The sequence below is a fragment of the Sphingobium anseongense genome, from assembly GCF_037725245.1.
GTDB lineage: Bacteria > Pseudomonadota > Alphaproteobacteria > Sphingomonadales > Sphingomonadaceae > Sphingobium.
This window is the reverse complement of the sequence record NZ_JBBJUL010000012.1, coordinates 20,647-42,636: the sequence shown is the minus strand read 5'-3', so window position 1 is coordinate 42,636 and position 21,990 is coordinate 20,647. Positions and strand designations below refer to the sequence as shown.

At 63.7% G+C, this 21,990-nt stretch carries 21 protein-coding genes; all 21 read right to left on the bottom strand.

Annotation, left to right across the window (positions count from 1 at the left end; all coding sequences use genetic code 11):
* Positions 1-25: 25 nt before the first annotated feature.
* Positions 26-370, bottom strand: coding sequence for an MliC family protein (locus WG908_RS14575; protein WP_261937551.1), 345 nt, complete (start codon positions 368-370; stop codon positions 26-28).
* Positions 371-426: 56 nt separating this feature from the next.
* Entirely contained in the window at positions 427-840 is a 414-nt protein-coding gene (locus tag WG908_RS14570; protein ID WP_179563596.1) for a hypothetical protein, read from the bottom strand.
* Positions 841-908: 68 nt separating this feature from the next.
* A complete protein-coding gene (locus WG908_RS14565) occupies positions 909-1,364 on the bottom strand; it encodes an MgtC/SapB family protein (protein WP_179563636.1) in 456 nt (151 codons plus the stop codon).
* Positions 1,365-1,920: 556 nt separating this feature from the next.
* A complete protein-coding gene (locus WG908_RS14560) occupies positions 1,921-2,223 on the bottom strand; it encodes a TFIIB-type zinc ribbon-containing protein (RefSeq protein WP_179563597.1) in 303 nt (100 codons plus the stop codon).
* A gap of 31 nt (positions 2,224-2,254) precedes the next feature.
* The gene (locus WG908_RS14555; protein WP_179563598.1) at positions 2,255-2,755 is read right to left on the bottom strand and encodes an SRPBCC family protein; all 501 of its coding nucleotides are present in this window, start codon (positions 2,753-2,755) and stop codon (positions 2,255-2,257) included.
* A 155-nt stretch (positions 2,756-2,910) separates the two neighbouring features.
* Positions 2,911-3,249 (bottom strand): putative PII-like signaling protein, encoded by a 339-nt coding sequence (locus tag WG908_RS14550; protein ID WP_179563637.1) that lies wholly within the window; start codon positions 3,247-3,249, stop codon positions 2,911-2,913.
* A complete protein-coding gene (locus WG908_RS14545; RefSeq protein ID WP_179563599.1) occupies positions 3,249-6,503 on the bottom strand; it encodes an efflux RND transporter permease subunit in 3,255 nt (1,084 codons plus the stop codon). The genes WG908_RS14550 and WG908_RS14545 overlap by 1 nt, the downstream gene beginning before the upstream one ends.
* Before the next feature lie 3 nt (positions 6,504-6,506).
* Complete coding sequence (locus tag WG908_RS14540) at positions 6,507-7,670, bottom strand: efflux RND transporter periplasmic adaptor subunit (protein ID WP_179563638.1); 1,164 nt, start codon at positions 7,668-7,670, stop codon at positions 6,507-6,509.
* On the bottom strand, positions 7,670-9,028 hold the full coding sequence (locus tag WG908_RS14535; RefSeq protein ID WP_179563600.1) for a TolC family protein: 1,359 nt from the start codon (positions 9,026-9,028) through the stop codon (positions 7,670-7,672). The genes WG908_RS14540 and WG908_RS14535 overlap by 1 nt, the downstream gene beginning before the upstream one ends.
* 65 nt (positions 9,029-9,093) lie before the next feature.
* Entirely contained in the window at positions 9,094-9,435 is a 342-nt protein-coding gene (locus tag WG908_RS14530; protein WP_179563601.1) for a hypothetical protein, read from the bottom strand.
* Between the two features lie 137 nt (positions 9,436-9,572).
* On the bottom strand, positions 9,573-10,250 hold the full coding sequence (locus WG908_RS14525) for a cation efflux transmembrane domain-containing protein (protein WP_179563602.1): 678 nt from the start codon (positions 10,248-10,250) through the stop codon (positions 9,573-9,575).
* A gap of 93 nt (positions 10,251-10,343) precedes the next feature.
* Positions 10,344-12,275, bottom strand: coding sequence for a cytochrome c/FTR1 family iron permease (locus WG908_RS14520; RefSeq protein WP_179563603.1), 1,932 nt, complete (start codon positions 12,273-12,275; stop codon positions 10,344-10,346).
* Positions 12,276-12,415: 140 nt separating this feature from the next.
* A complete protein-coding gene (locus WG908_RS14515; protein ID WP_179563604.1) occupies positions 12,416-12,835 on the bottom strand; it encodes a MerR family transcriptional regulator in 420 nt (139 codons plus the stop codon).
* A gap of 83 nt (positions 12,836-12,918) precedes the next feature.
* A complete protein-coding gene (locus WG908_RS14510) occupies positions 12,919-13,977 on the bottom strand; it encodes a DMT family transporter (protein WP_179563605.1) in 1,059 nt (352 codons plus the stop codon).
* A 46-nt stretch (positions 13,978-14,023) separates the two neighbouring features.
* The gene (locus WG908_RS14505; protein ID WP_179563606.1) at positions 14,024-14,656 is read right to left on the bottom strand and encodes a YgjV family protein; all 633 of its coding nucleotides are present in this window, start codon (positions 14,654-14,656) and stop codon (positions 14,024-14,026) included.
* Between the two features lie 130 nt (positions 14,657-14,786).
* Entirely contained in the window at positions 14,787-15,179 is a 393-nt protein-coding gene (locus WG908_RS14500; RefSeq protein WP_179563607.1) for a copper-binding protein, read from the bottom strand.
* Positions 15,180-15,196: 17 nt separating this feature from the next.
* Positions 15,197-18,334, bottom strand: a complete 3,138-nt coding sequence (locus WG908_RS14495; protein ID WP_179563608.1) for an efflux RND transporter permease subunit — start codon at positions 18,332-18,334, stop codon at positions 15,197-15,199.
* Complete coding sequence (locus tag WG908_RS14490) at positions 18,331-19,821, bottom strand: efflux RND transporter periplasmic adaptor subunit (RefSeq protein WP_179563609.1); 1,491 nt, start codon at positions 19,819-19,821, stop codon at positions 18,331-18,333. The genes WG908_RS14495 and WG908_RS14490 overlap by 4 nt, the downstream gene beginning before the upstream one ends.
* On the bottom strand, positions 19,818-21,047 hold the full coding sequence (locus tag WG908_RS14485; protein ID WP_261937553.1) for a TolC family protein: 1,230 nt from the start codon (positions 21,045-21,047) through the stop codon (positions 19,818-19,820). Before WG908_RS14485 ends, WG908_RS14490 begins: the two co-directional genes overlap by 4 nt.
* Before the next feature lie 135 nt (positions 21,048-21,182).
* Positions 21,183-21,476, bottom strand: coding sequence for a hypothetical protein (locus tag WG908_RS14480; protein WP_149524029.1), 294 nt, complete (start codon positions 21,474-21,476; stop codon positions 21,183-21,185).
* Between the two features lie 101 nt (positions 21,477-21,577).
* A complete protein-coding gene (locus tag WG908_RS14475; protein WP_149524030.1) occupies positions 21,578-21,952 on the bottom strand; it encodes a hypothetical protein in 375 nt (124 codons plus the stop codon).
* Between the last annotated feature and the right edge of the window lie 38 nt (positions 21,953-21,990).

Below are 21,990 nucleotides of genomic sequence, written 5' to 3'. Positions count from 1 at the left end.
CGCCCCTCTGTGCCGGGTGGGTTGGTCACAAGCTCGTATCCTTCCTGCACAAGACGGGGGGCTTGTCCCCTTCCTCGATCTTGAGTTCGTTGCCCGAGAACATCGCGCTCATCGTGTCGCCGACATATTGAAGCCCGGCCGCAGGCGCGGTCAGGACAACCGGCGCAGCGTCCCCGTCGCGGCGCAGCTCGAGCGTCAGGCCCTCATTCTTGAAGTCGACGAGGAGCGGGCGATCGTCGTCGCACCGATAGGGGTGGCGACCGGGGATGCCGCTGGCATCCCCGCTGTCCCCGGCGTGGATTTCCTGTTCGGTCGGCGGCGCCTTGCGAGGTTGTTCGGAACAGCCCGATAGCGCCAGCGCAACGCTCATGCTGGCGATCCCAATCCGCATTGGCGTCATCAATGCCTCCGGGAAAATCCTGATGCTCATCCAAGCCATTGCGCAGCTCCGACGACGACGGCGATCATGACCATGATGCCCAAGAGCAGCAGCTTTTCCTGTCGCGGATCGCCGACGTTGCGGATGCGCACGGCGATCTGCCAGGCAGGGCGCATCCGGACGCGCCAAGACCCGGCAGCGATCCGGTCCAATTCGGTATCCGAAAGCTGGAAAAACGACTTCACGTCGCCCCGAGAGCGTCCCGTGAGACCCGTCACCCGAAAAACCGGGTCGGCAAACGCCAAGTCAATGGCACTTGGTTTCCCTGCCATCGGTGCGTCGTCGTCGCCCGATGCCCATGACGGACTTAGAAGAGTGATAAGCTGATTTGGGTCTCGTTCGAGCAGAGAAGCCCAGCGTACCAAGCGCGAACGACGGTCGTCGTTCGAAAGCGCAGTCATGGGCCTTGAATGTCCACCGCTTTTTGGCCGGCGCCATTTCACCAGCGAACTTGAGAGACGATTGCGCTTCATTGCCGGTCAGCCGGCTCGAGGTGATTTTGGGAGGCGCGCTTCAGCGGATGGGAAAAGCGCAATGTCAGAAAGGTCGTCAGACTGAGAACCACCGCGATGTCATAGAGACCGTAGCCGACAGCGGCGCCCAGTGCGCCGGTCGACCACAGGCTTGCAGCGGTCGCGGTCCCCGACGCTTTCCCGCGATACTTCAATATGGCGCCGCCGCCGATGAAGCCGACGCCGGTGATCAATCCTTCGAGCAGGCGTGCTTGGGCAGGAGACGTGCGTCCGAGAATGGCGATGCCGACGAGCACGAACCCGCAACTGGCAATGGCGACCAGCGGGAAAGTGCGAATGCCAGCGCTGCGTTCGTCTTTCTCCCGGTCCCAGCCAACCGGAAGCGCAAGCGCATAGGCCAGCGCAAGACTGACGACATGGGAAAGAGTCTCTCCCCAATATGGCAGCGTCATCATGCGGCCGAGCCTTTGCCTTGGCCGCCTGCCACACTGTCCGCTGCATCTTGATAAGCGAGCACCCTTTTGCAGGCCAGCGCGCGCGCACCGGGGCGCTTGAGTGTGATCTGGTCGCCGCCTGAGATCGACACGTTGAGGTTCCGACCGACATAGGTCCGCCCGCTTGCCGGCGATGTTACGCGTTCCGGAGCGGCGTTCGGTCGGGTCTTTATGTCGAGGGTCAGGCCATCGCCGAGGAAGTCGACATCGAGGCGTGAACCATCAGGACAGGCATAGAAATGCTCGCCGATGAAGTTGGGCAGCTCGCGATCACGCGACGCTTCAGCCTCGCTCTTGTTAGTGGCTGGCGAGCAGCCGAGCAGGCCCGGCGCCAGAGCAAGCCCGGTTGCGAGTATGATCCCCCGAACCGGGCCGTTCCCAAGGCGCCGAGCCGCTATTTCCCCGACTTTCCATAATCTGTCGCCATGGGCGCTACAGGGGGCACGCCCATGGCGCGGGCCGTTCTCACACGGACACCCGAAGGACTCGTTGTGTGGCGGCCGATCCATAGCAGTCAGTCGAACAATTCGCTCAGGAAGCCCTTGCGGCGACCCTTATGCCCCCGCTCGTAGCCGTGCTTTCCGCCATGATCGCCATGGCCGCGATCATCGGATGTTCCGAGGCGAACGCCGCTCAACGGCCGCGCGCTGTCATCGCCGGCGCTGCGCTCGATAATCTTGTCGAGTTCGCCGCGATCGAGCCAGACGCCACGACACTGCGGGCAATAGTCGATCTCAATGCCCTGCCGCTCGCTCATGACGAGATCGACGCGGCAAGTCGGGCATAGCAGCCCTGCGGAGGGACGGTTGTCTACCATGATGGATTCCCTTCTTTAGAATGCTGGCCCGTTAGTCGTTCGCGGCACCGCGAGGCGGCGGTGGTTTGATGGGGCGCCGATGATGCCGCATGGACCGCCCTGGCAGTCGCGATTGCCGGCGCAGGAGGGCGAGAAACGCCGCATCCTGCAGCCGCATTGTTCGCCGCAGACCCTTGCGCATTATGCGGCCGGCCAGGCCGCCGATGATGCCACGACATTCGACCGAATGGTGAATGCAGACACCGTTCGCGATCGGCTCGATCTCGTAGCGTTCGTCGAAGGTGAGGAAGCCCTTCACGCCCATCTGCCAACCGATGAGCTGGGGCTTGGTCAGGCGGTTGATGATCATTTGCGTCGTCATCTTGCGGTCGCCTTTGAAGAGCAGCCAGGTGACGTCCATTTCGGCACCGCGTTCGGCATCGCCCGCAATACGATAGATCGGATGCCATCGTGCGTAGCCTCTCAGATCGGAGATCAGCGACCAAACCCGCAGCGCGGACATATTGAACTCGAAACTTGTCTCTTCCTTCATGGCTGCCTGTCCTGTCCGGCCAAGGCGCGGCGAAACCGGAGGCCGCGCAGAGGCGGCCGCCTCCCCGATTGGGCGGGGGATTGATGGGAGCTGGTGGGGCGTCGAGGGCTTGCATGGCGCAAGCCCTCTCGCTTGCCGGACCGCGGTTCATAGTCTTAGGCTTCCAGCGTCTTGCTGGCCTTGCCACCAATGACCTCGACCGCCTCAAGGGTCATCAGCCCGATGTCGGGTACATCGCTCAAGGCAGACACGAACGCGCGCAAAGCGTCCTCGAAATCGACGATTTCGATCACCACTGCCCGATCACTCTCAAGCACATGGCGTCGGTGGACGTGCGCCGATGCCCCGAAGCCTATCAGCGCCTCCAGCACCGTCAGGCCAGCCATCTTTCGATCGCGCGCCAGCGAGGCCACATATTCGAAGACCTTGCGATCGCCGATATAGGCCGCCTCGTCCGTATAGATGCGCAGCAGTTTCCGGACAGGTTCTACCATCATGCTTCTCCTTTCAGGTGGGCGGGTTCCTCGCCATGCGGCGTGCTCGCCTCTTGCTCATTTTGACGATCGGTCCGCCCGAGGATCACTTTCGCGATCGCCGGCAGCACCAGCAGTGTCAGGATGGTGGCCGCGACGAGACCACCGATCACGGTGACGGCCAGCGGCTTCTGCACCTCAGCACCAGTGCCGTGGGCGAGCGCCATCGGCACGAAGCCGATCGCGGGCACGAACCCGGTCATGATGACCGCCCGCATCTTCTCGGCCATGCCGTGGCGGATCGCCTCCGCCACCGGCAATCCAGCTTCGATGCGCTCCCGGATCGCGGACATCACAACAAGGCCGTTCAGCACCGCCACGCCGGCAAGACAGATGAACCCGACCGCCGCCGACACCGAAAAGTTGATGCCGGTCAGCAGCAGGGTAAACACGCCGCCCGCCAGACCAAGTGGCACCGCCAAAAACACCGATGCTGCCCTGCCGAAGCCGCCGAGTGCCATGTAGAGCAACCCGAAGATTACCAGGAAGCACAGCGGCACCACGATCGATAGCCGCTTCGATGCCGCTGCCAAATTCTCGAACTGACCGCCCCATTCGAGGTAGTAACCGGCAGGCAACTTGACCTGTGCGATCTTTGCCTGCGCTTCCTGGACGAATGAACCCGCATCGCGGCCGCCCAGATTGACCTGGACGACCACACGACGCTTGCCGTTCTCCCGGCTGATCTGGTTCAGACCTTCCGTCAGCCGGATTTGCGCCACTTGCGCAAGCGGCACCTGGGCACGCGGCCGTCCCTCGACTTCCGGCAGCAGCACCGGCAGCGTCCGGATTTCGTCAAGGTTCGCGCGCGTGGCCTCAGGCACGCGCACGGTGACATCGAACCGCCGATCGCCCTCATAGACGAGCCCCGATTCACGGCCGCCGAGCCCTGCCGCAACCGTGTCCGCGACGTCGCGCACCGTAAGACCCAACCGCGCTATCGCCGCGCGGTCGAGCCTTACATCAAGCGCCGGCGCACCACCGACCTGCTCGGCCTTGACGCTCGCCGCACCGGGTACGGTCTGAAGCACCCGCACCATCTCGTTGGCGGTCAGCGCCATCTTGTCGAGATCGTCGCCGTAGAGCTTGATCGCGACATCGCCGCGGACACCGGCGATTAGTTCGTTGAAGCGGAGCTGGATCGGCTGACTGACCTCGTAGAGATTTCCGAGGAGCCCTTTGGTAGCTTTCTCAATCTTCGCGACCACGTCGGCTTTAGTCGTACCCTCGGCCCACTCTTCCTTCTCCTTCAGAATGACGAAGCCGTCGGATACGTTCGGCGGCATCGGGTCGCTGGCTACTTCCGCCGTGCCGGTCTTGGAAAACATCAAGGCGACTTCCGGAATCTTTATCACCGCCTCTTCGACCTTGCGTTCCATTGCCAGCGACTGATCGAGGCTGACCGAGGGCACGCGAGTCGATGCGAAGGCGAGATTCTTCTCGTCGAGCTGCGGAATGAACTCCGATCCCAGCAAGCCAAATGCGGGAATTGCCGCCAAAAAGAAGGCTAACCCCCCCAGGATGAACGGCCACGGGCGTGCGATCGCCTTGTCCAGCAAAGGCAGGTAGCGGTCCTTGGACTTCCGGATCAACCACACGTCCTTTTCCGCGACTTTTCCGCGAATCATGATCGCCACCAGCGCCGGCACCAGCGTGATCGCCAGAACGAAAGCCGCCACCAGCGCGAGCATGATGGTGATCGCCATCGGCGAGAACGTCTTGCCCTCGGTGCCCGTGAACGTCAGGAGCGGGGCGAAGGCGAGGAGGATGATCGCCTGACCATATACGGTCGGCTTGATCATCTCCTGCGCGGCCCGCATCGTCTCCTCGAGCCGTTCTCGCAGAGAAAGCAGCCGGCCTTCATGTTCCTGTCGATGCGCCAATCTGGCGAGGCAGTTTTCGATGATGATGACCGCGCCGTCGACGATCAAACCGAAGTCGAGCGCGCCCAGGCTCATCAGGTTTCCGGGGACTTTGAAGGCGTTCATCCCCATCGCCATCATCAGAAACGAGAACGGAATCACCAGTGTCGCGATAATCGCCGCGCGCCAATTGCCGAGCAGCAGAAACAACGACGCCGCAACGAGGATTGCGCCTTCGGTGAGGTTGCGCTGCACCGTAGCCACCGTGGCCCCAACCAACGCCGCGCGGTTCAGCACAACCTTCACCTCGATACCCGGCGGCAGCGTCTTTGCTACCTGATCGAGCTTGGCAGTTGCCGACTCAGCTACGACGCGGCTGTTCTGGCCGATCAACATCAGCACAGTGCCAATGACCGCCTCCCGGCCGTTCATGCTGCCGGCACCCGTCCGCAAATCGCCACCAACGCGAACATTCGCGATCTGGCCGATGGTAATTGGCGTTCCGCCTCGTGTCGCCGCGACCGCGTTGCGGATTTCATCAACGGTTCGCACGCGTGAGTCGACGCGCACGAGATAGGCTTCGCCGCCGCGGTTATAGTAATTCGCACCGACCGCAAGATTGGCGTTTTCGAGAGCCTGGCCGAGCTCGCTGTACGAGACACCGAAACTGGCGAGCTTGGTCGGATCCGGCTCGACCACGAAGGTCTTGGCATAGCCGCCAATCGAATCGACCCCCGCAATGCCTTTAACCGACCGCAGTTGAGGGCCGATAATCCAATCCTGAACGGTGCGCAGGTAGCTCGCTTTGGCCACCCCATCGGTCAGCCGCTCGCCTTCGGGTGTCAGATAGCTGCCGTCAGGCTGCCAGCCGGGTTGGCCAGCAACTTTTTTGGCGCCCTTCCCGTCCGGGTTGGCATAATCAACGGTGTACATGACGATTTCGCCTAGGCCGGTCGACACCGGTCCAACCTGCGGCTGCACGCCGTCGGGCAGGTTTTCTGTCGCTTGGCGCAGCCGTTCACCTACCTGCTGACGCGCAAAATAGAGATCGGTATCGTCAGTGAAGATCGCGCTGACCTGGCTGAAGCCGTTACGCGAGATAGAGCGCGTCGTTTCCAGGCCGGGGATGCCGGCGAGCGCGATTTCGACCGGATAGGTTACGAGTTTCTCGATCTCGACCGGCGAGAGCCGCGGGTCGACCGTATTGATCTGAACCTGTTTGGTGGTGATGTCGGGCACCGCGTCGATCGGCAGCTTGGAGAGCTGCCACACGCCAAGACCGGCGATGACGAGGAACAAGGCTAGGACCGTCCAGCGAGCGCGGACGGAAAGCGCCATAAGGTTGGCTATCATGGCTTATTCTTCCTCGCCCGCGCCCTTGCCGAGTTCGGCCTTGAGCAGGAATGCGTTCTTGGTTGCGACCTGGCTGCCGCCAACGAGACCCTTCAGGATCTCGACGCGACCGCTGCTACGCTGCCCGATCGTGACATTCTGAGCGCGGAAGCCCTGCGCGGTCCGCACGAACACGATGTCGCGCCCCTCGAGCGTCTGGACCGCATTCTCCGGCACCACGATCGCATTGGACGTGCCACCACGGCTCGGCAGCAATCGCACCCGCACCGCGAGACCCGGCTGAAGCGTGCCGGGCACATCGAGGACGGCGGTCGCTGAGCGCGTGTCGTTGGCAAGTCCTGGCGTGACGGCACGCACCTTTGCCTCGACTGTCCGCCCGTCAGGCAGCTCGATGATCGCTCGGTCACCTGGCGAGAGCCGTTGCGCGTCAGTGGGTCCGACGGAAGCCTCTATCTGAATCTTCGACGCATCCGCGACGCGCATCAGCTCGGTCTCGGGCTGGACGAACGCGCCTAGGCTGACATTCTCCGAGGTGACACGGCCTGAAATCGGGCTCGACACCAGCACACCGCGACCGTCCGATGTCACCCGTGCGGCCCCTGCAGCCACACTGGCGCGGCGCGCTTCTGCGGCGGCCGATGCGGCTTCCGCCTCGGCCTGTTCCAGCTCGACCCGCGCCGAGACCTTTTGGCGGAACAGATATTGCTCACGGGCGAGTGCCTTTTGCGCGAGCGTCAACTTGGCAGCCGCAGCGGTGCGATCGGCGGCAAACTGCGCCGCGTCCCGGCTTTCGACGACAGCAAGCGTTTCGCCGGCGCGCACGGGATCACCGAGCCGCTTCAACAGCCGTGTGACCGCGCCGGCGGCGCGGGCGGTCACGATCGCTTCGCCCTGTGGTGACGCGCTGACCGTAGCCTGCGCGACGATCTCCGCGCCGAGTCCACCCGGGTTGATCGTCTCGGTGGCAATACCGGCTTGCTGGACCACCTGCGCGGTCATCGCCACCGTATCAGGGGCCTTTTCCACCTCCGCAGGCGCAGCGGCATTGCCGCTTGCCGCTTCCGTCGCGGCGGGTTCATTCCCAGTCCAGCGTGCGATCCCGTAACCACCAAGTGCGGCGACAATCGCGACGGCGGCGCCGCCGCCTAGCAGGCGCTTATCCATCATCATCGATCATCTCCGGAAATCGTGGGGGCCGGCGTCGTGAGCCGGTCGAGCCGAGCCTGCGCGTCGTGATACGCAGCGAGTGCATCGACGTAGGTCTGGCGGGTTTGCGAAAGGGTGCGCTCGGCATCGAGAAGCGCGATCTGGTCAAACTTGCCCTGACTCCAACCGATCCGGGCGATGCGGGCGGCTTCCTGGGCCGCAGCGAGGCCAGGACCACCTGCCGCCCGCGCCGTCGCGGCAGCATTCGCCACCTCGGTCTGCGCACTGGCAATCTGTTGACGCGTATCGACCACCGCGAGGTTGCGCAGCGCGATGGCCTGCGTCTGTTCGGACCGCGATTGCGCCACAAAGGCGCTCCCGTTGTTGAAAAACGGGATCGGAATCGAGATACCGACCACAGCCGCTGTATCGTTAGTCGCCTCCAACCGGCGAGCGAAGGTGCTGACGGTCAGATCGGGCACCCGCAGCGATCTCGCAACCCGGACCTGCGCATCTGCGGTACGAACGTCGGCTTCCGCAGCAGCCAGCGCCAACGTGCCTTCGACGTCGATGGGTCGGGGCGGTCCGTAGCCATCGATTCGCTCGAACCATGCGCGATCAAGCGGTCCCGTCACCTGCACAGCAAGCAATGTCTCAAGATTGGCACGCGCCGCCTGTGCCTGACGGGCGGCACTGTCGGCCGCGACTTGCGCATTGATGCGCAGCACGTCTGCCCGTTGTTGCTCGATCGGGCCGACGTCGCCGGCCTTGACGCGCTCGCTAGAGACGCGGAACGCGTTGTTGGCGATCCCAGCCTGCTCGCTCAGCACCTCTGCCCGACGCTCGGCAGCAGCGGCTTCGATATAAAGCTGCGTAATCCGCAGGCGGAGATCCGCTCTCGCGATTTCAGCCTGGACCTGCGCGCGAGTTAGGCGAGCGGTTGCAAGCGCGACACGCGCCGGCCGCTTGCCACCCAGCTCTAGCGGGAGCGCAACACCGACCGTCGTTTCGGAACTCCGCAGCCCCTTGTAGACGCCGGTGCCAGCGACGTTCTCGACCTGAGCCTGAAGCTCGGGGTTGGGGCGCAGGCCGGCAACTCGCCGTGCCGCTGTCGCGGCGCCGACGCCGGCAGTCGCCGCCGCGACCGATGGAAGCGGGGCTGGATTATTACCCTCAGGTCCCGATGCCGCGCCATTACGGGCGGCGGCCGACGGGGCTGATGGCATCCCGCCCGCAGCAAGCGCATTCTCAAGCGAGAACGCGTCTGCCGCTTGTGACGAAGGGTTCGCCGCCGGAATGCCGGGCGGCAATGCTGTCTGCGCCCCGGCCGTACTGGCCAAGGTCGCCGCGACCATAACGGCCGCGATTGTACGATACATAGATGATGACTCCTGACGAACCGGATTCGCCCCGCGCGGCAATGGCCGGCGAGGTCAGCGGATCGTCAGGCTTGTGGGGGCCTCAGCGCCGGATCGGCAGTTGAGAGCGGCCGCATGGAATGGCTCGCGAAAATGGGGGCAAGCCGAAGGTCGTGCGTGAGCGCGGCATTGGAGATCTTGACCGGCGCTGCGACATGATCACCGTGGCAGCCGCCGTGATGGTGAGGATACCCTTTGTCACCATCGGAGGGCACTTGATCGGCGTCGCCGGGCGCATGGCCTAGAGCAACTTCGTCCACGCCTATTTCCTGGGATGTAACGCTTACATCCGGCCGTTCCAGCACATGCGCCGTCGCCGTCGTCCCAAGGGAAAGGACGATCGCCAAATAAGCAAGGATGTTGAGCAAGCGTCGCACGGACAACCGACTAACAGGAAAGCCGACAACGGGATAGCCCCGACATCGCATAAAGGAATGAGATGTCATCGCATAATCTCGGGCGATCGGGCGGGTCTTGCGCGAAGGCGGATTGCGATGGAAAGCATCTATTTGCGCTCCAGCAGCTGCAAGCTGCCAGAAGTCAGCGGAAGTTGTGCCGACGCATCCTCAGATGGTTTGGGATATAGCTCCGTCCGCGCCTGGATAATGATTTGAAGGCCACCCCAAATGCCGAGCCCTGCCATGATCAGGGCTACCGCCAGATCCGGCCAAGCCGTGCCCGTGCCGAGCACACCTGCGGCGGCAAGCAATACTGCCAAATTACCGATGGCGTCGTTACGCGAGCAGATCCACACCGATCGCATATTCGCGTCGCCGCTCCGATAGCGGTAGAGCATGAGCGCAACGCTGCCATTTGCGACCAGTGCGATCACGCCGACGATACCCATCGTCCCAGCTTGCGGTATGCCCCCGCCCAGCGCGGCAAGCAGCGTCGTGATCAAGACGTAGAGGCCGAAGGCAAGGATGGTGCCGCCTTTCAGCAATGCGGCGCGCGACCGCCAGCCCAGCGCCATGCTCGCGACCCCGAGGCTGATCGCATAATTGGCGGAGTCGCCTAGAAAATCGAGCGCGTCCGCCTGGAGCGAACGCGACCCCGAGGCGATACCCGCGACGATCTCGCCGGCGAACATCGTCAGATTGATCGCAAGAGCGATCCACAGCACGCGGCGCCAGCGCGGATCGGGCGCCGCCGGCGCATCCGACTGGCAGCTGCTACAGACCATGATTTTCCACGCGTGCAAGCATCATGAGAAGCCTTATGCACCCTCTAGCTACTAGAGGGTCAAGACGAATATCGCTTCCTGCTCTGCTCTTCATCAGGTGGATGCCACGACGGCACGGCGCCGGTTGAGAATGAACCCGCCGGCCACCGCGACGAGCATCAGCAACTGGGCGCCCATCGACTGCACGGTCGGGAAGATGCCGAGCACCGAGACGCGAATTCCGCCCGAGAGCGGGGCGATGTCGATGATGCCGGCTTCCTGCAGCGCGGACACACCCTTGCCGGCGAGCACGATCGTGAGGAGCGCCATCAGCCAGGCGCTATAGGCGAAGAACTTCGCAATCGGCAGGTCGCGACTGTAGCGCAGCATCGCCCAGGCAATGAGGCCGAGCAGCAGGACCGCCGAGCCGGCGCCGGCCAGCATGATACCGCCATTACCCTGGGTCCAGAGCGCGGCATAAAACAGGATGGTCTCGAACACCTCGCGATAGACGACGATGAAGGCCAGGCCGAACAGGAACCAGGCCGATTGCCGTGACAGCGCGCGCGACAACTTTTCGCGGATGTAGCGCTGCCATTGGTCCGCCTGCGCCTTGCCGTGCATCCATATCCCCACGGAGAGCAGGACGACGGCCGCGAACAGCGATCCAAACCCTTCGGTGAGCTCTCGGCTCGCGCCGCTGATCCCGATCGCATAGGTTGCAACCGCCCAGGTCAGGCCGCCCGCCGCCAGCGCGCCGATCCAGCCGCCATGGACATAGGGCAGCACCTCGGGTCGCTCGGCCTTGCGCAGGAAGGCGATCATCGCAACGACGATCAGCAGGGCTTCGAGCCCCTCGCGAAGCAGGATGGTGAACGCGCCCAGAAAGGTCGATGCGCTGCTCGCCGCGTCCGGGGACAAGGCTGCATCGGCGTCATCGAACAAGCCATCGAGCACCTGGATACGGGTGGCTATCTCGTCAGCGGGCCGACCTTGCTGAAGCGAGGCGCGGAATTCGCCCATGGCGCTTTCGATATGCCCCATGAGCGTTGCGTCACGCGCGGTCAGCATCGGCTCGAGCGGTTCGAACCCGTCGAGATACGCGGACAGCGCGAGTTCCTGCGCGGCGTGGCGATCGCCGCTGCGATAGGCGGCAAGGCTGCGCTGCAGCTTGTCGCGCGCGACGCTCAGCGAGCCTGCGGGCTTCGGGATCACCACCTCCGGATGGCGGCGCAGATAGGCGATCGCCACGTCGGCCTTGTCAGGACCAACGGCCTTTGCGAGTGTTTCCGGCGTCAATCCGGCCAGCGCCGTCAGATCGGGAATGGCGCGCCGGAGACTGGCGTCGGATTTCCATAACCGCTCACCCTCAGCCGCCTGGGCATCGGAAAAAGCGAAGCGACCGGCATAGAAGGCCAGCGCCCAGCGATCGGCGCTCGGGAGGATCGCGAAACTTTGCATCGCTGTGCCGTCGATACCCTGCTCGATGACCTGATAGAGCGCGAAGGGGCTGCGCTGCCGTGCGCGCTTCACGTCGCTGAAGGCGATCGGCGGGGTGGTGAGCTTCGAGGCGTCGGGGCCATGCCCATCCCCGGTCATGCCATGGCAGCTCGCGCAATTCTGCGCGAACAGGGTCGCGCCGCGGGCCAGGTCGGGCGCCTTGGCTGGCGCGAGGGGCACCGGATAGGCCTTGAGCAGATCGGCAGCGAGGCCATGGGCAATGCGGGCGACCTCTTCGGGCGTGCCCTTGGCGGCGATCACGCCCTGGAGCCGGCTCGCGCCCGCGGTCAGAGTAGCGCGCGCCGGCGTGGGTGGCAGAGCGGCGAGACGGGTCGATACCGAAGCCGCGAATTCGGTCATCTCGGCAAATTCCGAGGCGCTCTTGACCCGACCGCCGCTGACGGCGCCACCATAATCGACCGCCACATAGTCGAGCAGCCGCCACGCCGTCTGCACGTCGGCGGTATCGGCGCGGGCTATGCCGCTGATGCCGACCATGCATAGGAGTGCCGCCAGTACGGCCATGGCCCGCCGGATCGATGGCATTGGCAAGCGCGTAAAGGCAGGGCTGGAATCGAAAGATTCGCGAAGGTCTGGGCGGGACATCCCAGCCTCATAAACCCTCTAGCCGCTAGAGGGTCAAGCAGTTTTGCGACTTAGTTGCAATAGCCGACGAAGGTGTTTGCTTATCCCGCGCGAGCCGCCTCCGGTGCCAACGTCTCGATGATACGGCATTCCGAAATCGTGCCATGGCCGCATTGGACGATGAGGCTGCTGAGCTCCGAACGCAGCGTTGCCAGATCCTTCAGTTTGCGATCGATCTCGGCGAGATGTTCTCGAGCGATCAGATCCACCGCCGAGCAGGATATCTCCTTCTGATCGGCGAGACCGAGCAGCGCCTGGACCTGATCGAGCGAAAACCCCAACGCCCGGGCGCGCCGGATGAAGCTGAGACGCGCGAGATGTTGCGGCGAATAGGCGCGATAATTGTTCTTGGTGCGGTCAGGCGCCGCCAGCAGACCGGCACTCTCGTAATAGCGGATCGTCTCGACCTTCGTCCCTGTTGCGGCAGCAAGCTTGCCGATGCTGAGCGACCCTGATGACATTGAGCATAACCCTATAGTGACTTTAGGCTTTATAGGCAGGACGATGGCGAAATGTCGAGGTCGCATCCGTTCGGTGCCCAAGGTTATGCGTCATGCCGATGCCGGTGGTGCAGGTCGGGGAAATGGGCATGCCGATGTGTCATTGGCGTATGCCTATGCCAGTGACTGTGGGGTTCGTCTGAAACGACGCCCGGCGAATGTTGGTGCTGATGATGGCTATCATGAACATGGCGATGATCATGTTCGAGAGGTTCGTGCGCATGTTCGTGGCCATGCGATTCGGTCAGGTGCAGCCAGAGCCCGATCGCCATCAGGATCCCGGCGATGACGAAAGGCACGGAGACCGTTTCGCCGAACATCGCGACCGCGAGCAACGCACCGATGAACGGTGCCGTCGAGAAATAGGCTCCCGACCGAGCCGTGCCGAGGTGCCGAAGCGCGAGCACGAACATCACGAGGCTGACGCCGTACCCAAGAAAGCCGATCAGCGCGGCACCCGCAACCACCGGAATCGCTGGCAAGGATGCGCCAAGCGTCAGCGCCAGGAGGAGATTGACGGTCCCTGCGGCCAGCCCTTTCAGCATCGCGATCTGGACGGGATCGGCGCTGCTGAGCTTTCGGGTGAGATTATTGTCGATACCCCAGGCGAGGCAAGCGCCGGCGATCGCCAACATGCCCAAGCCACCGCCCGCGGGAGCGCCACGCCACGATAGCAACACCGCGCCGCCGAGGATCGCCGCAGCGCCGACCAACAGACGGTGATCGACATTTTCGCGGAACACCAGCCAAGCGATGGCGAGGGTCGCAAGACCTTCCAGATTGAGCAGAAGCGACGCGGTGGACGCAGGCGTCGTTGCCAGTCCCGCCATCAGCAAGACCGGTGCGATCCCGCCTCCGCACAGGATGACGAGCGCCAGCCAGGGCATGTCGGATCGGGCGAGCGATGCTTCCCCCTCGCCACGTCCGATCGCTCTGCGCAACGCATATACGAGAGCAAGCCCGCAACCCGATCCGAGATAAAGCAGGCCGGCGAGCAGCCAAGCGTCTACACCGTTACCAAGGACGAGCTTCGCGAACGGTGTACTGGCGCCAAACAATAGTGCTGACAGGATCGCCAGTACGGCACCCGAGCTTGGCTTCACTGGCGAGCGATCATCATACGAATGCTACCTGACTCGTGGATGTTCCCTATACGGTATTTTTCACAAGCAGGTCACGGTCGATCCACCGGTGCTTGAGGCGGATGATCTTCGACTGTCCAGATCGGACAAGAAGCGCAGCTTGTGTGGTGACCAATGTGACGGACGCCGAAGCGCCCACCGAGGCGCGCCGCTGCTTTAGCAGGAATTTCGAAAGATTCGCGATGTTGGATACGAGCGAGACGAGATCCGTACCCAGCGCAAAGAGCGCACCGACTATCAGATTATGCGCAAGCCAGAATGGCGCACCGACAAGAAAGAAACCTTTCATCCGCGTGGTTGAAGTCTGCAGCCGTGCGAGGGTGCCCAAGGAGCTTCCGGTCAAGGCCAAGGCAGACGGGATGCCATGCCACGTCACAATTGAGAGAAAGGCCAAAAGAATGAGGCTCGCACCATAAAGCCTGATGACAACGTAACGGTCTCGCACAGCCGCAGAAATAATGAGTTGCGAGCACGAAATGAGACACGCCATCGCTGCCGTGGGCGATCCCAGCGCAAGAAAATAGAGCGCGAATGCGGCCGCACCGGTGCTCTGGATTTTGATCACCGTCCCGTAATCGTTGAAAAATGGCCAACTCACGACGCACAAGAGAGCGAGGCAGCCAAAGGCGGTGGCAATCATGACTGCCACCGCGCGATGTATAGGACGTCGAGTTGTGCTTGCGTTTTGGCGCGGGATCTCAATTGTTCCATTGCCGAAGCGTGACGGAACAAGGTTAATTACACGCTAATGCGCCAAGGCGATCGCCGGCTCAGGGCTGCTTTTGGATCGCCGTCACCTCGCCGGCGCTGCCGGTTAGTGTGACGTCGAAATCGACCTTTTCGCCTACCTTTGCCGCGCCAGTGACCGCAGGTGCCGCCTTAAACGTCATGGTCATCGCCGGCCATTTGGCTTCAGGTATCGGGCCATGGTCGAGCGTGACTGTGCCTGCGGTCTTGTCGATCGCGGTGACCTTGCCATGGCCCTTGGCCTTGATCGGCGCAGTCGCCGCCGGCGCCATCGCCATATTGCCCATGTCGCCGCTCATGGCTGCAGCGGGTGCCGCCTGGTTGGTCTCGGCCGCAACGGGCGTCTCCGCTTTCTTGCCACAGGCAGCCGTCAGGGCGGTGAGGCCGAGAGCGATGGTCAGTCGTATCATGGTCATGGTCTTCTCCTTGCAGGTCAAACAGGTTGGTGGAGGGATTTGGCCCGTCGCAGCCGAAGCAACAGATAGGCAGCGGGCAGGACGAACATCGAGAGCAGTGGCGCGGTGAGCATGCCGCCGATCATGGGGGCGGCAATCCGACTCATCACCTCCGAACCGGCTCCCGATCCCAGCAGGATCGGCAACAGGCCGGCGAGGATCACCGCGACCGTCATCGCCTTGGGACGGACGCGGAGCAGCGCGCCTTCGCGCACCGCCGCCTCGAGCTGATCGGCATCCGGATCGTCGCCACGCTCTTCCAGCGCGTTCTTGAGGTAGATCAACATGACCACGCCGAACTCGGCCGACACGCCGGCCAGCGCGATAAACCCGACGCCCGTCGCCACCGACTGGTTGAAGCCGAGGAGGTAGAGCGTCCAGATACCGCCGGTGAGTGCGAACGGGAGCGTGCCCATGATCAGCGCGGCTTCATCGAACCGGCCAAAAATCATGAAGAGCAGCACGAAGATGATCAGTAGCGTCGCTGGCACGACCAGCTTGAGCTTTTCGACAGCCCGCTGGAGATATTCGAACTGACCGGAGTAGGCGATACTCACGCCCGGCGAGAGCTTCACCTCCTTCGCCACCGCGCGTTGCAGGTCACCGACCACCGAAGCGAGATCGCGGCCGCGTACATCGACATAGACCCAGGTCGATGGCCGGGCATTCTCGGTCTTGAGCATCGGCGGCCCTTCGGCGATCGCAACCTTCGCCACGGTGCCCAGCGTGATCTGCTGACCGGAAGGCGTCAGGACCGGAAGCGTGCGCAGCCCTTCGAGGCTGTCGCGCAGCTCACGTGGATAGCGCACGCTGATTGGATAGCGCGCCAGCCCTTCGACGGTTTCGCCAATGGTCTCGCCGCCGATCGCGCCCGATACGATCTGCTGCACATCGGCGATGTTGAGCCCGAAACGGGCGGCGGCGGAACGATCGATATCGACATCGACATAGCGCCCGCCGGTCAGGCGCTCGGCCAATGCCGAGCTGACGCCGGGCACCGTCTTGGCCACCGTCTCGACATCATGGGCGATGCGATCGAGCTGGGCGAGATCGGCGCCCGAGACCTTGACCCCGATCGGACTCTTGATGCCGGTCGCGAGCATGTCGATGCGGTTACGGATCGGCGGCACCCACACATTGGCGAGGCCGGGTAGCTTCACCGTGCGGTCCAGCTCTTCAACGAGCTTGTCCGTGGTCATACCGGGCCGCCATTGGTCACGCGGCTTGAACTGGATGGTGGTCTCGAACATTTCGAGCGGCGCGGGATCGGTGGCAGTCTCGGCGCGTCCCGCCTTGCCGAACACGCTCTCAACCTCGGGCACCGTCTTGATCAGCCGGTCGGTCTGCTGGAGCAGTTGCGAGGCCTTTGCCGCCGACAGTCCCGGCAAGGCCGAGGGCATATAGAGCAGGTCGCCTTCGTCCATATTCGGCATGAACTCGCCGCCGAGCCGGGAGAGCGGCCAAGCCGTCGTTGCGAAGACCAGAACCGCAATCAGCAGCACCGCCTTGGGCTTTTTCATCGTCCAGTCGAGGGCGGGCCGGTAGATATGGGTCAGCCATCGATTGATCGGGTTGGACTGCTCGGCGGGTATGCGGCCCCGGATGAGATACCCCATCAGGATGGGGACCAGCGTCACCGAGAGGATCGCGGCCGATGCCATCGCATAGGTCTTTGTGAAGGCGAGTGGCGCGAAAAGCCGGCCCTCCTGTCCTTCCAGTGTGAACACGGGGATGAACGAGAGTGTGATGATCAGAAGGCTGAAGAACAGCGCTGGGCCGACCTCGGCGGCGGCATCTGTGACCACCGTCCAGCGTGTCGGATTATCGAGATGCTGCTGCGGGTGGTCATGTTCCCAGCGCTCAATCTTCTTGTGTGCGTTCTCGATCATGACGACCGCCGCATCGACCATCGCGCCGATCGCGATGGCGATGCCGCCCAGCGACATGATGTTGGCGTTGACCCCTTGGAACCGCATGACGACGAATGCCGCCAGCACGCCTATCGGCAGGGTCAGGATCGCAACCAGTGCCGAACGGACATGCCAGAGGAACAGGCCGCAGACGATCGCGACGACGATGAACTCCTCGATCAGCTTGTGGGTAAGGTTATCGACCGCACGGTCGATGAGCTGCGAGCGGTCATAGGTGGTGACGATCTCCACGCCCGGCGGCAGGCTCGCCTTCAGGGTGGCGAGCTTGTCCTTGACCGCGGCGATGGTTTCGCGCGCATTCTTGCCCGACCGCAGGATCACGACGCCGCCGGCGACCTCGCCTTCGCCGTTCAACTCGGCGATTCCGCGCCGCATCTCGGGGCCAATCTGGACCGTGGCGACATCGCCTAGCCGCACGGGCACACCGCCCATTGCGGTCCGCAGGGGAATGGCCCGGAAATCATCGAGCGTCTTCAGATAGCCCGAGGCACGGACCATATATTCGGCCTCGGCCATCTCCAGCACGGAGCCGCCCGCTTCCTGATTGGCCTGTTGGATCGCCTGCACGGCCTGCTGGTGCGTGATCCCGTAAGCGGCGAGCTTCACCGGATCGAGCAGCACCTGGTACTGCTTGACCATGCCGCCGATGCTGGCGACCTCGGCAACACCGGGAACGGTTTTCAGCTCGTAGCGCAGGAACCAGTCCTGAAACCCGCGAAGCTGGGCCAGATCGTGCCGGCCGGTCCTGTCGACGAGGGCATATTCATAGACCCAACCGACCCCGGTCGCGTCCGGCCCCAACGCACTGCGCGCGCTGGCCGGCAGCCGACCCTGCACCTGATTGAGATATTCGAGCACGCGGCTGCGCGCCCAATAGAGGTCGGTGCCGTCCTCGAAGATCACATAGACGAAGCTGTCGCCGAAGAAGGAATAGCCCCGCACCGTCTTGGCACCCGGCACCGACAGCATGGTGGTCGTCAGCGGATAGGTGACCTGATTCTCGACGATCTGCGGCGCCTGTCCCGGATAGCTGGTGCGGATGATGACCTGCGTGTCGGAGAGGTCCGGTAGCGCGTCGATCGCGGTTGATCGCACCGCCCAGACACCCACGCCGATAAGGGCCAATACACCGATCAGGACGAAGAAGCGGTTCCTGACCGACCAGCGGATGAGATGGGCGATCACTGCCCCGCCACCTTCGCCATGCGCCGCACGGTCGGTCCGGCCGGCGGTTGATCGAACCCGAAACGGACACGATCGCCCGTCTTCAGGCCCCGCGCGACGTTCGGATTGGGAAGCTGGAAGGTCATCGTCATCGCCGGCCAGCCAATCGCCGGCACCGGCTCGTGGCTCAGCGTCACCGAATTGGCGGTAAGCTGCTCGATTTTGCCTACGGTCTCGTAGAGCGCGGCCGTAGCTGCGCGTTTGCCAACTGCCATCGGCACACCGCCACCGATCGGCCGTGCCTGCACGCCGGAAAGACTAGCCTCGGAGTCGATCAGGAATTGGCCCGAAGCGATGACCTTCTCGCCTTCGGAGAGCCCAGCGAGGATCTCGGTGTCGTCCCCGGATTCCCTGCCGGTTTGCACCTCGGCCGGCCGGTAGCGGCCCTTATCTAGCGCAAGCATCACCAAGGTCCGCTTGCCGGTGCGGATCAGCGCCTCGGAGGGTACGAGCAATGCTGGCTGTGCGCTGCCGCCGAACGACACGGTTGCGAACATGCCCGGGCGCAGACGACCACCACGATTGGGTAGTTCGATCCGCACGGTGAGCGTCCGGCTGTCGGCCTGCGTCGTAGGCAGGATCGCCGAGACACGGCCCGACAATGTCTCGCCGGGGAATGCGGCAAGCGTGGCCTGCACGGTTTGTCCGGGCTTGAGCGGTCCCGCGATGGCTTCGGGCACGGCAGCATTGAGCCAGACCGTGCCAAGGCCGTTGACCTCGGCAAGCGTCTGTCCTGCCGTCATCGTCATGCCGGCCCGCACATCTAACGTCTTGATAACGCCGCCGGTTGGCGTGGAAATCGTGATGACATTGTGCGGCCGACCCGTTCGCTCGACCGACGCGACCGTACCAGACGGCATGCCAAGCAGTATGAGCCGCTGGCGCGCTGCCTGTATCAAAGCCGCGCTCCCGGTGCGGCGGACCGCCAGGAACTCGGCCTGTGCGCCACCCCATTCGGGAACGAGCAGGTCGGCGAGTGGGGCACCGGCGCCAATGATGTCGCCGGGCGCCCGGGCATAGACCCTTTGAACGAACCCGCCAGCGCGCGCCTGGACGATCGCGACATCGCGCTGGTTGAAGTCGATCGTGCCGGTGGCGGTTAGGCTGCTGGTCAGTTGTCCCCGTCGTACGGCGACCGCGCGCAGCCCCAGCGTTTGGGACGCAGCGGGATCGATGCGGATGCCCGGCGCGTTGCCGCCGCCTTCATCGGCATATTTGGGGATGGTCTTCATCCCCATCGACGAAAGCGTATCCGGATTGTTGTAGTGCTCTTGCGGCACCATGGGATCGTACCAGTAAAGCACCTTACGACCGGAATCGGCTGTTTGCGTAGGAGCGGTTTCGCTCCCACCGAGGTGGGCGATGCCATAGCCTGCGCCACCAGCGACGAGGGCGAGCGCTGCGGCGGCAAGACCCAGCCGGGCGCGCGGTGATATCTCGAGGCTCATCGATTTTCGCTCCGGTATGTGAGTGTCAATCGGGCGCCGTCAGCGGCGACCAGCGCTTCGCGATCGAGGACAGTGAGGGTGGCGTCGGCAAGCGCGGCATAAGCGTCTGCGACATCGACAAGACTGGCGCGTCCTGCACCATAGCTTGCGGTTTCCAGCCTCACGCGTTGCTCGGCGAGCGGCTGCAGCGTGCCCTGCGCGCGCATCCATTGTTCGTGGTGCATGACATGGTCGGCGATATCGGCATCGAGGTCGGCAGCAAGAGCGCGGCGCGCCGCTTCGCGTTCGGCCAGAACGCGCCCGGCATTGGCCTGGGCAGCGGCGATTCCGGCGTTCTGACGATTGCGGGTGAAGAAAGGCAGGCTGACCGTCACGCCAGCAGAGACATAATCGCCGAAACGGGGATCGCGGCGCTGATAGGCGACATTCACGCCGAAGTCAGAACGCCGACCGGCATCCGCCACCCTTACATCGGCATCGGCTTGCCCAGCCTGGGCATCGATCATCTGGATGGTGGGATGGCGATCGAGGCCAGCACGAAGCTCGGTCCCATCGACCGGGAATTCGGGGATTGGCCCGGCAATCTCAGGCGCCGGATCGCCGGTCCACCGGGTCAGTGTAGCGCGGGCCCGCGCCACGCTCGAGACCAGTTCGCTGCGGCGATCCTGCATCGCCGCGACTGCCTGTTGACCGGCAAGAGTCTGCGCCGGCCGCGCATTGCCCGAAGCGACCGCGCTTGTCGTGGTCCCTACCACGCGCTCAAGCCGGGACAGCACCTCGTCGAGCGCGGCAAGCCTGCGTTCGGCATAGGCCAGATTGATCCAAGCCAAGGCCGTTCCGACCTCAACGGTGCGCGCCTCAACCGCGGTATCGGCCTCAGCCGCCTTGATGTCGCTATCGGCGCGCGCCTGTAGCGCATGGCGCTTAGCGAGGTTGGGAATGTCCTGACTGACCCCGACCCGCGCCATGGTAAAATTGTCCCGCTGCGGCTCGAACGCGAGCGGTCCTGATATCGGGAAGCTGTCTACGCCCACTGCGAGGGTGGGATCGGGCAGCGTTCCCGCGGCCCCACGCGCCGAACGCGCGGCATCAGTGCCAAGTGTCTTCGCTCGAATGGAGGGAGCATCGTGCTTAGCCTGGCGAAGCGCCGCATCGAAGGTCAGCGGACCGGCGAACGCAATCCCGGGGATCGCCGCGAGCAGCGGCGCACAAACAAACAATCGCATGGAAAACTCCTGATCGGAGGACCGGATCGGCCGCGCACACTATGACAGGCATATCAGTGGCGGCGGAATGGGGGGCATTCCGCCGCCACTGCTGGCCTAGCCGTCTATGCGACCTGAAGCGGCCAGAACTTTTGCCTAACCGACCGACGGGGCCGACGAAGGCGATGCCATGCTGTGCATCTGCTTCATGCAATCAGCAGCGTCGGCGCTGCTCATCTTCATCATGTCGCAGTCGCACGCCGCCACTTGCGTGGTATCAGGCACCCAGACGCGCCGCTGTCCCTGGAGCGGCGCACGCGGTCCATATTGCGGGACTGACTTCCACTCATAATGGCCGGACTGTTGGCTGTGGTCCGGTTGGCCGGCGAATGCGGCGACGGGTGCGGCAAGGGCTACGCCCAGCAGCGCATAGAAAACACGGTTCTTCATGACTATCATCCTTTGGCAAATCATCGGGGTAGCCGCAGGTTGGACAGGAGGTCGATCCGCGACAGGCGCAACGACCCTTCCAGCCTTACGGCCGAGTTCGATCAGCCAAGGAGAGTCGGCGGTTCCGGTTCGGGAGCAACGTCACCGCCGCGCAGGACGGTGGTGGTCGACCAGAAGGCCAGGGTCGGATCGGCCGCGCGCACCGCAAGCGTCGGTGCGTCATTGCGAACCGCCATGGGAATGACACAGCCCATCGCGGCGATGCAGGCGAGCGTCATGCCCTTGCAGGGTTTCTGCGCGGGCTGCTGTTGCTGCGTCATCATCTTCATGCAGTCTTCGGACATGCCGGAATCGGCCGTCCCGGTCATCGCCATCGATACGGACACTACAGGCGGTGCTGACGCAAAGGCGGCTTCCTGGCCGAGCAGACCGAGCAGGGCTCCGAGCAGGAGAAAGAGGGGAAGCGCACGTTTCACAGCTGTAATCAACTACGCCAATCTTGATCCAAGAGCAA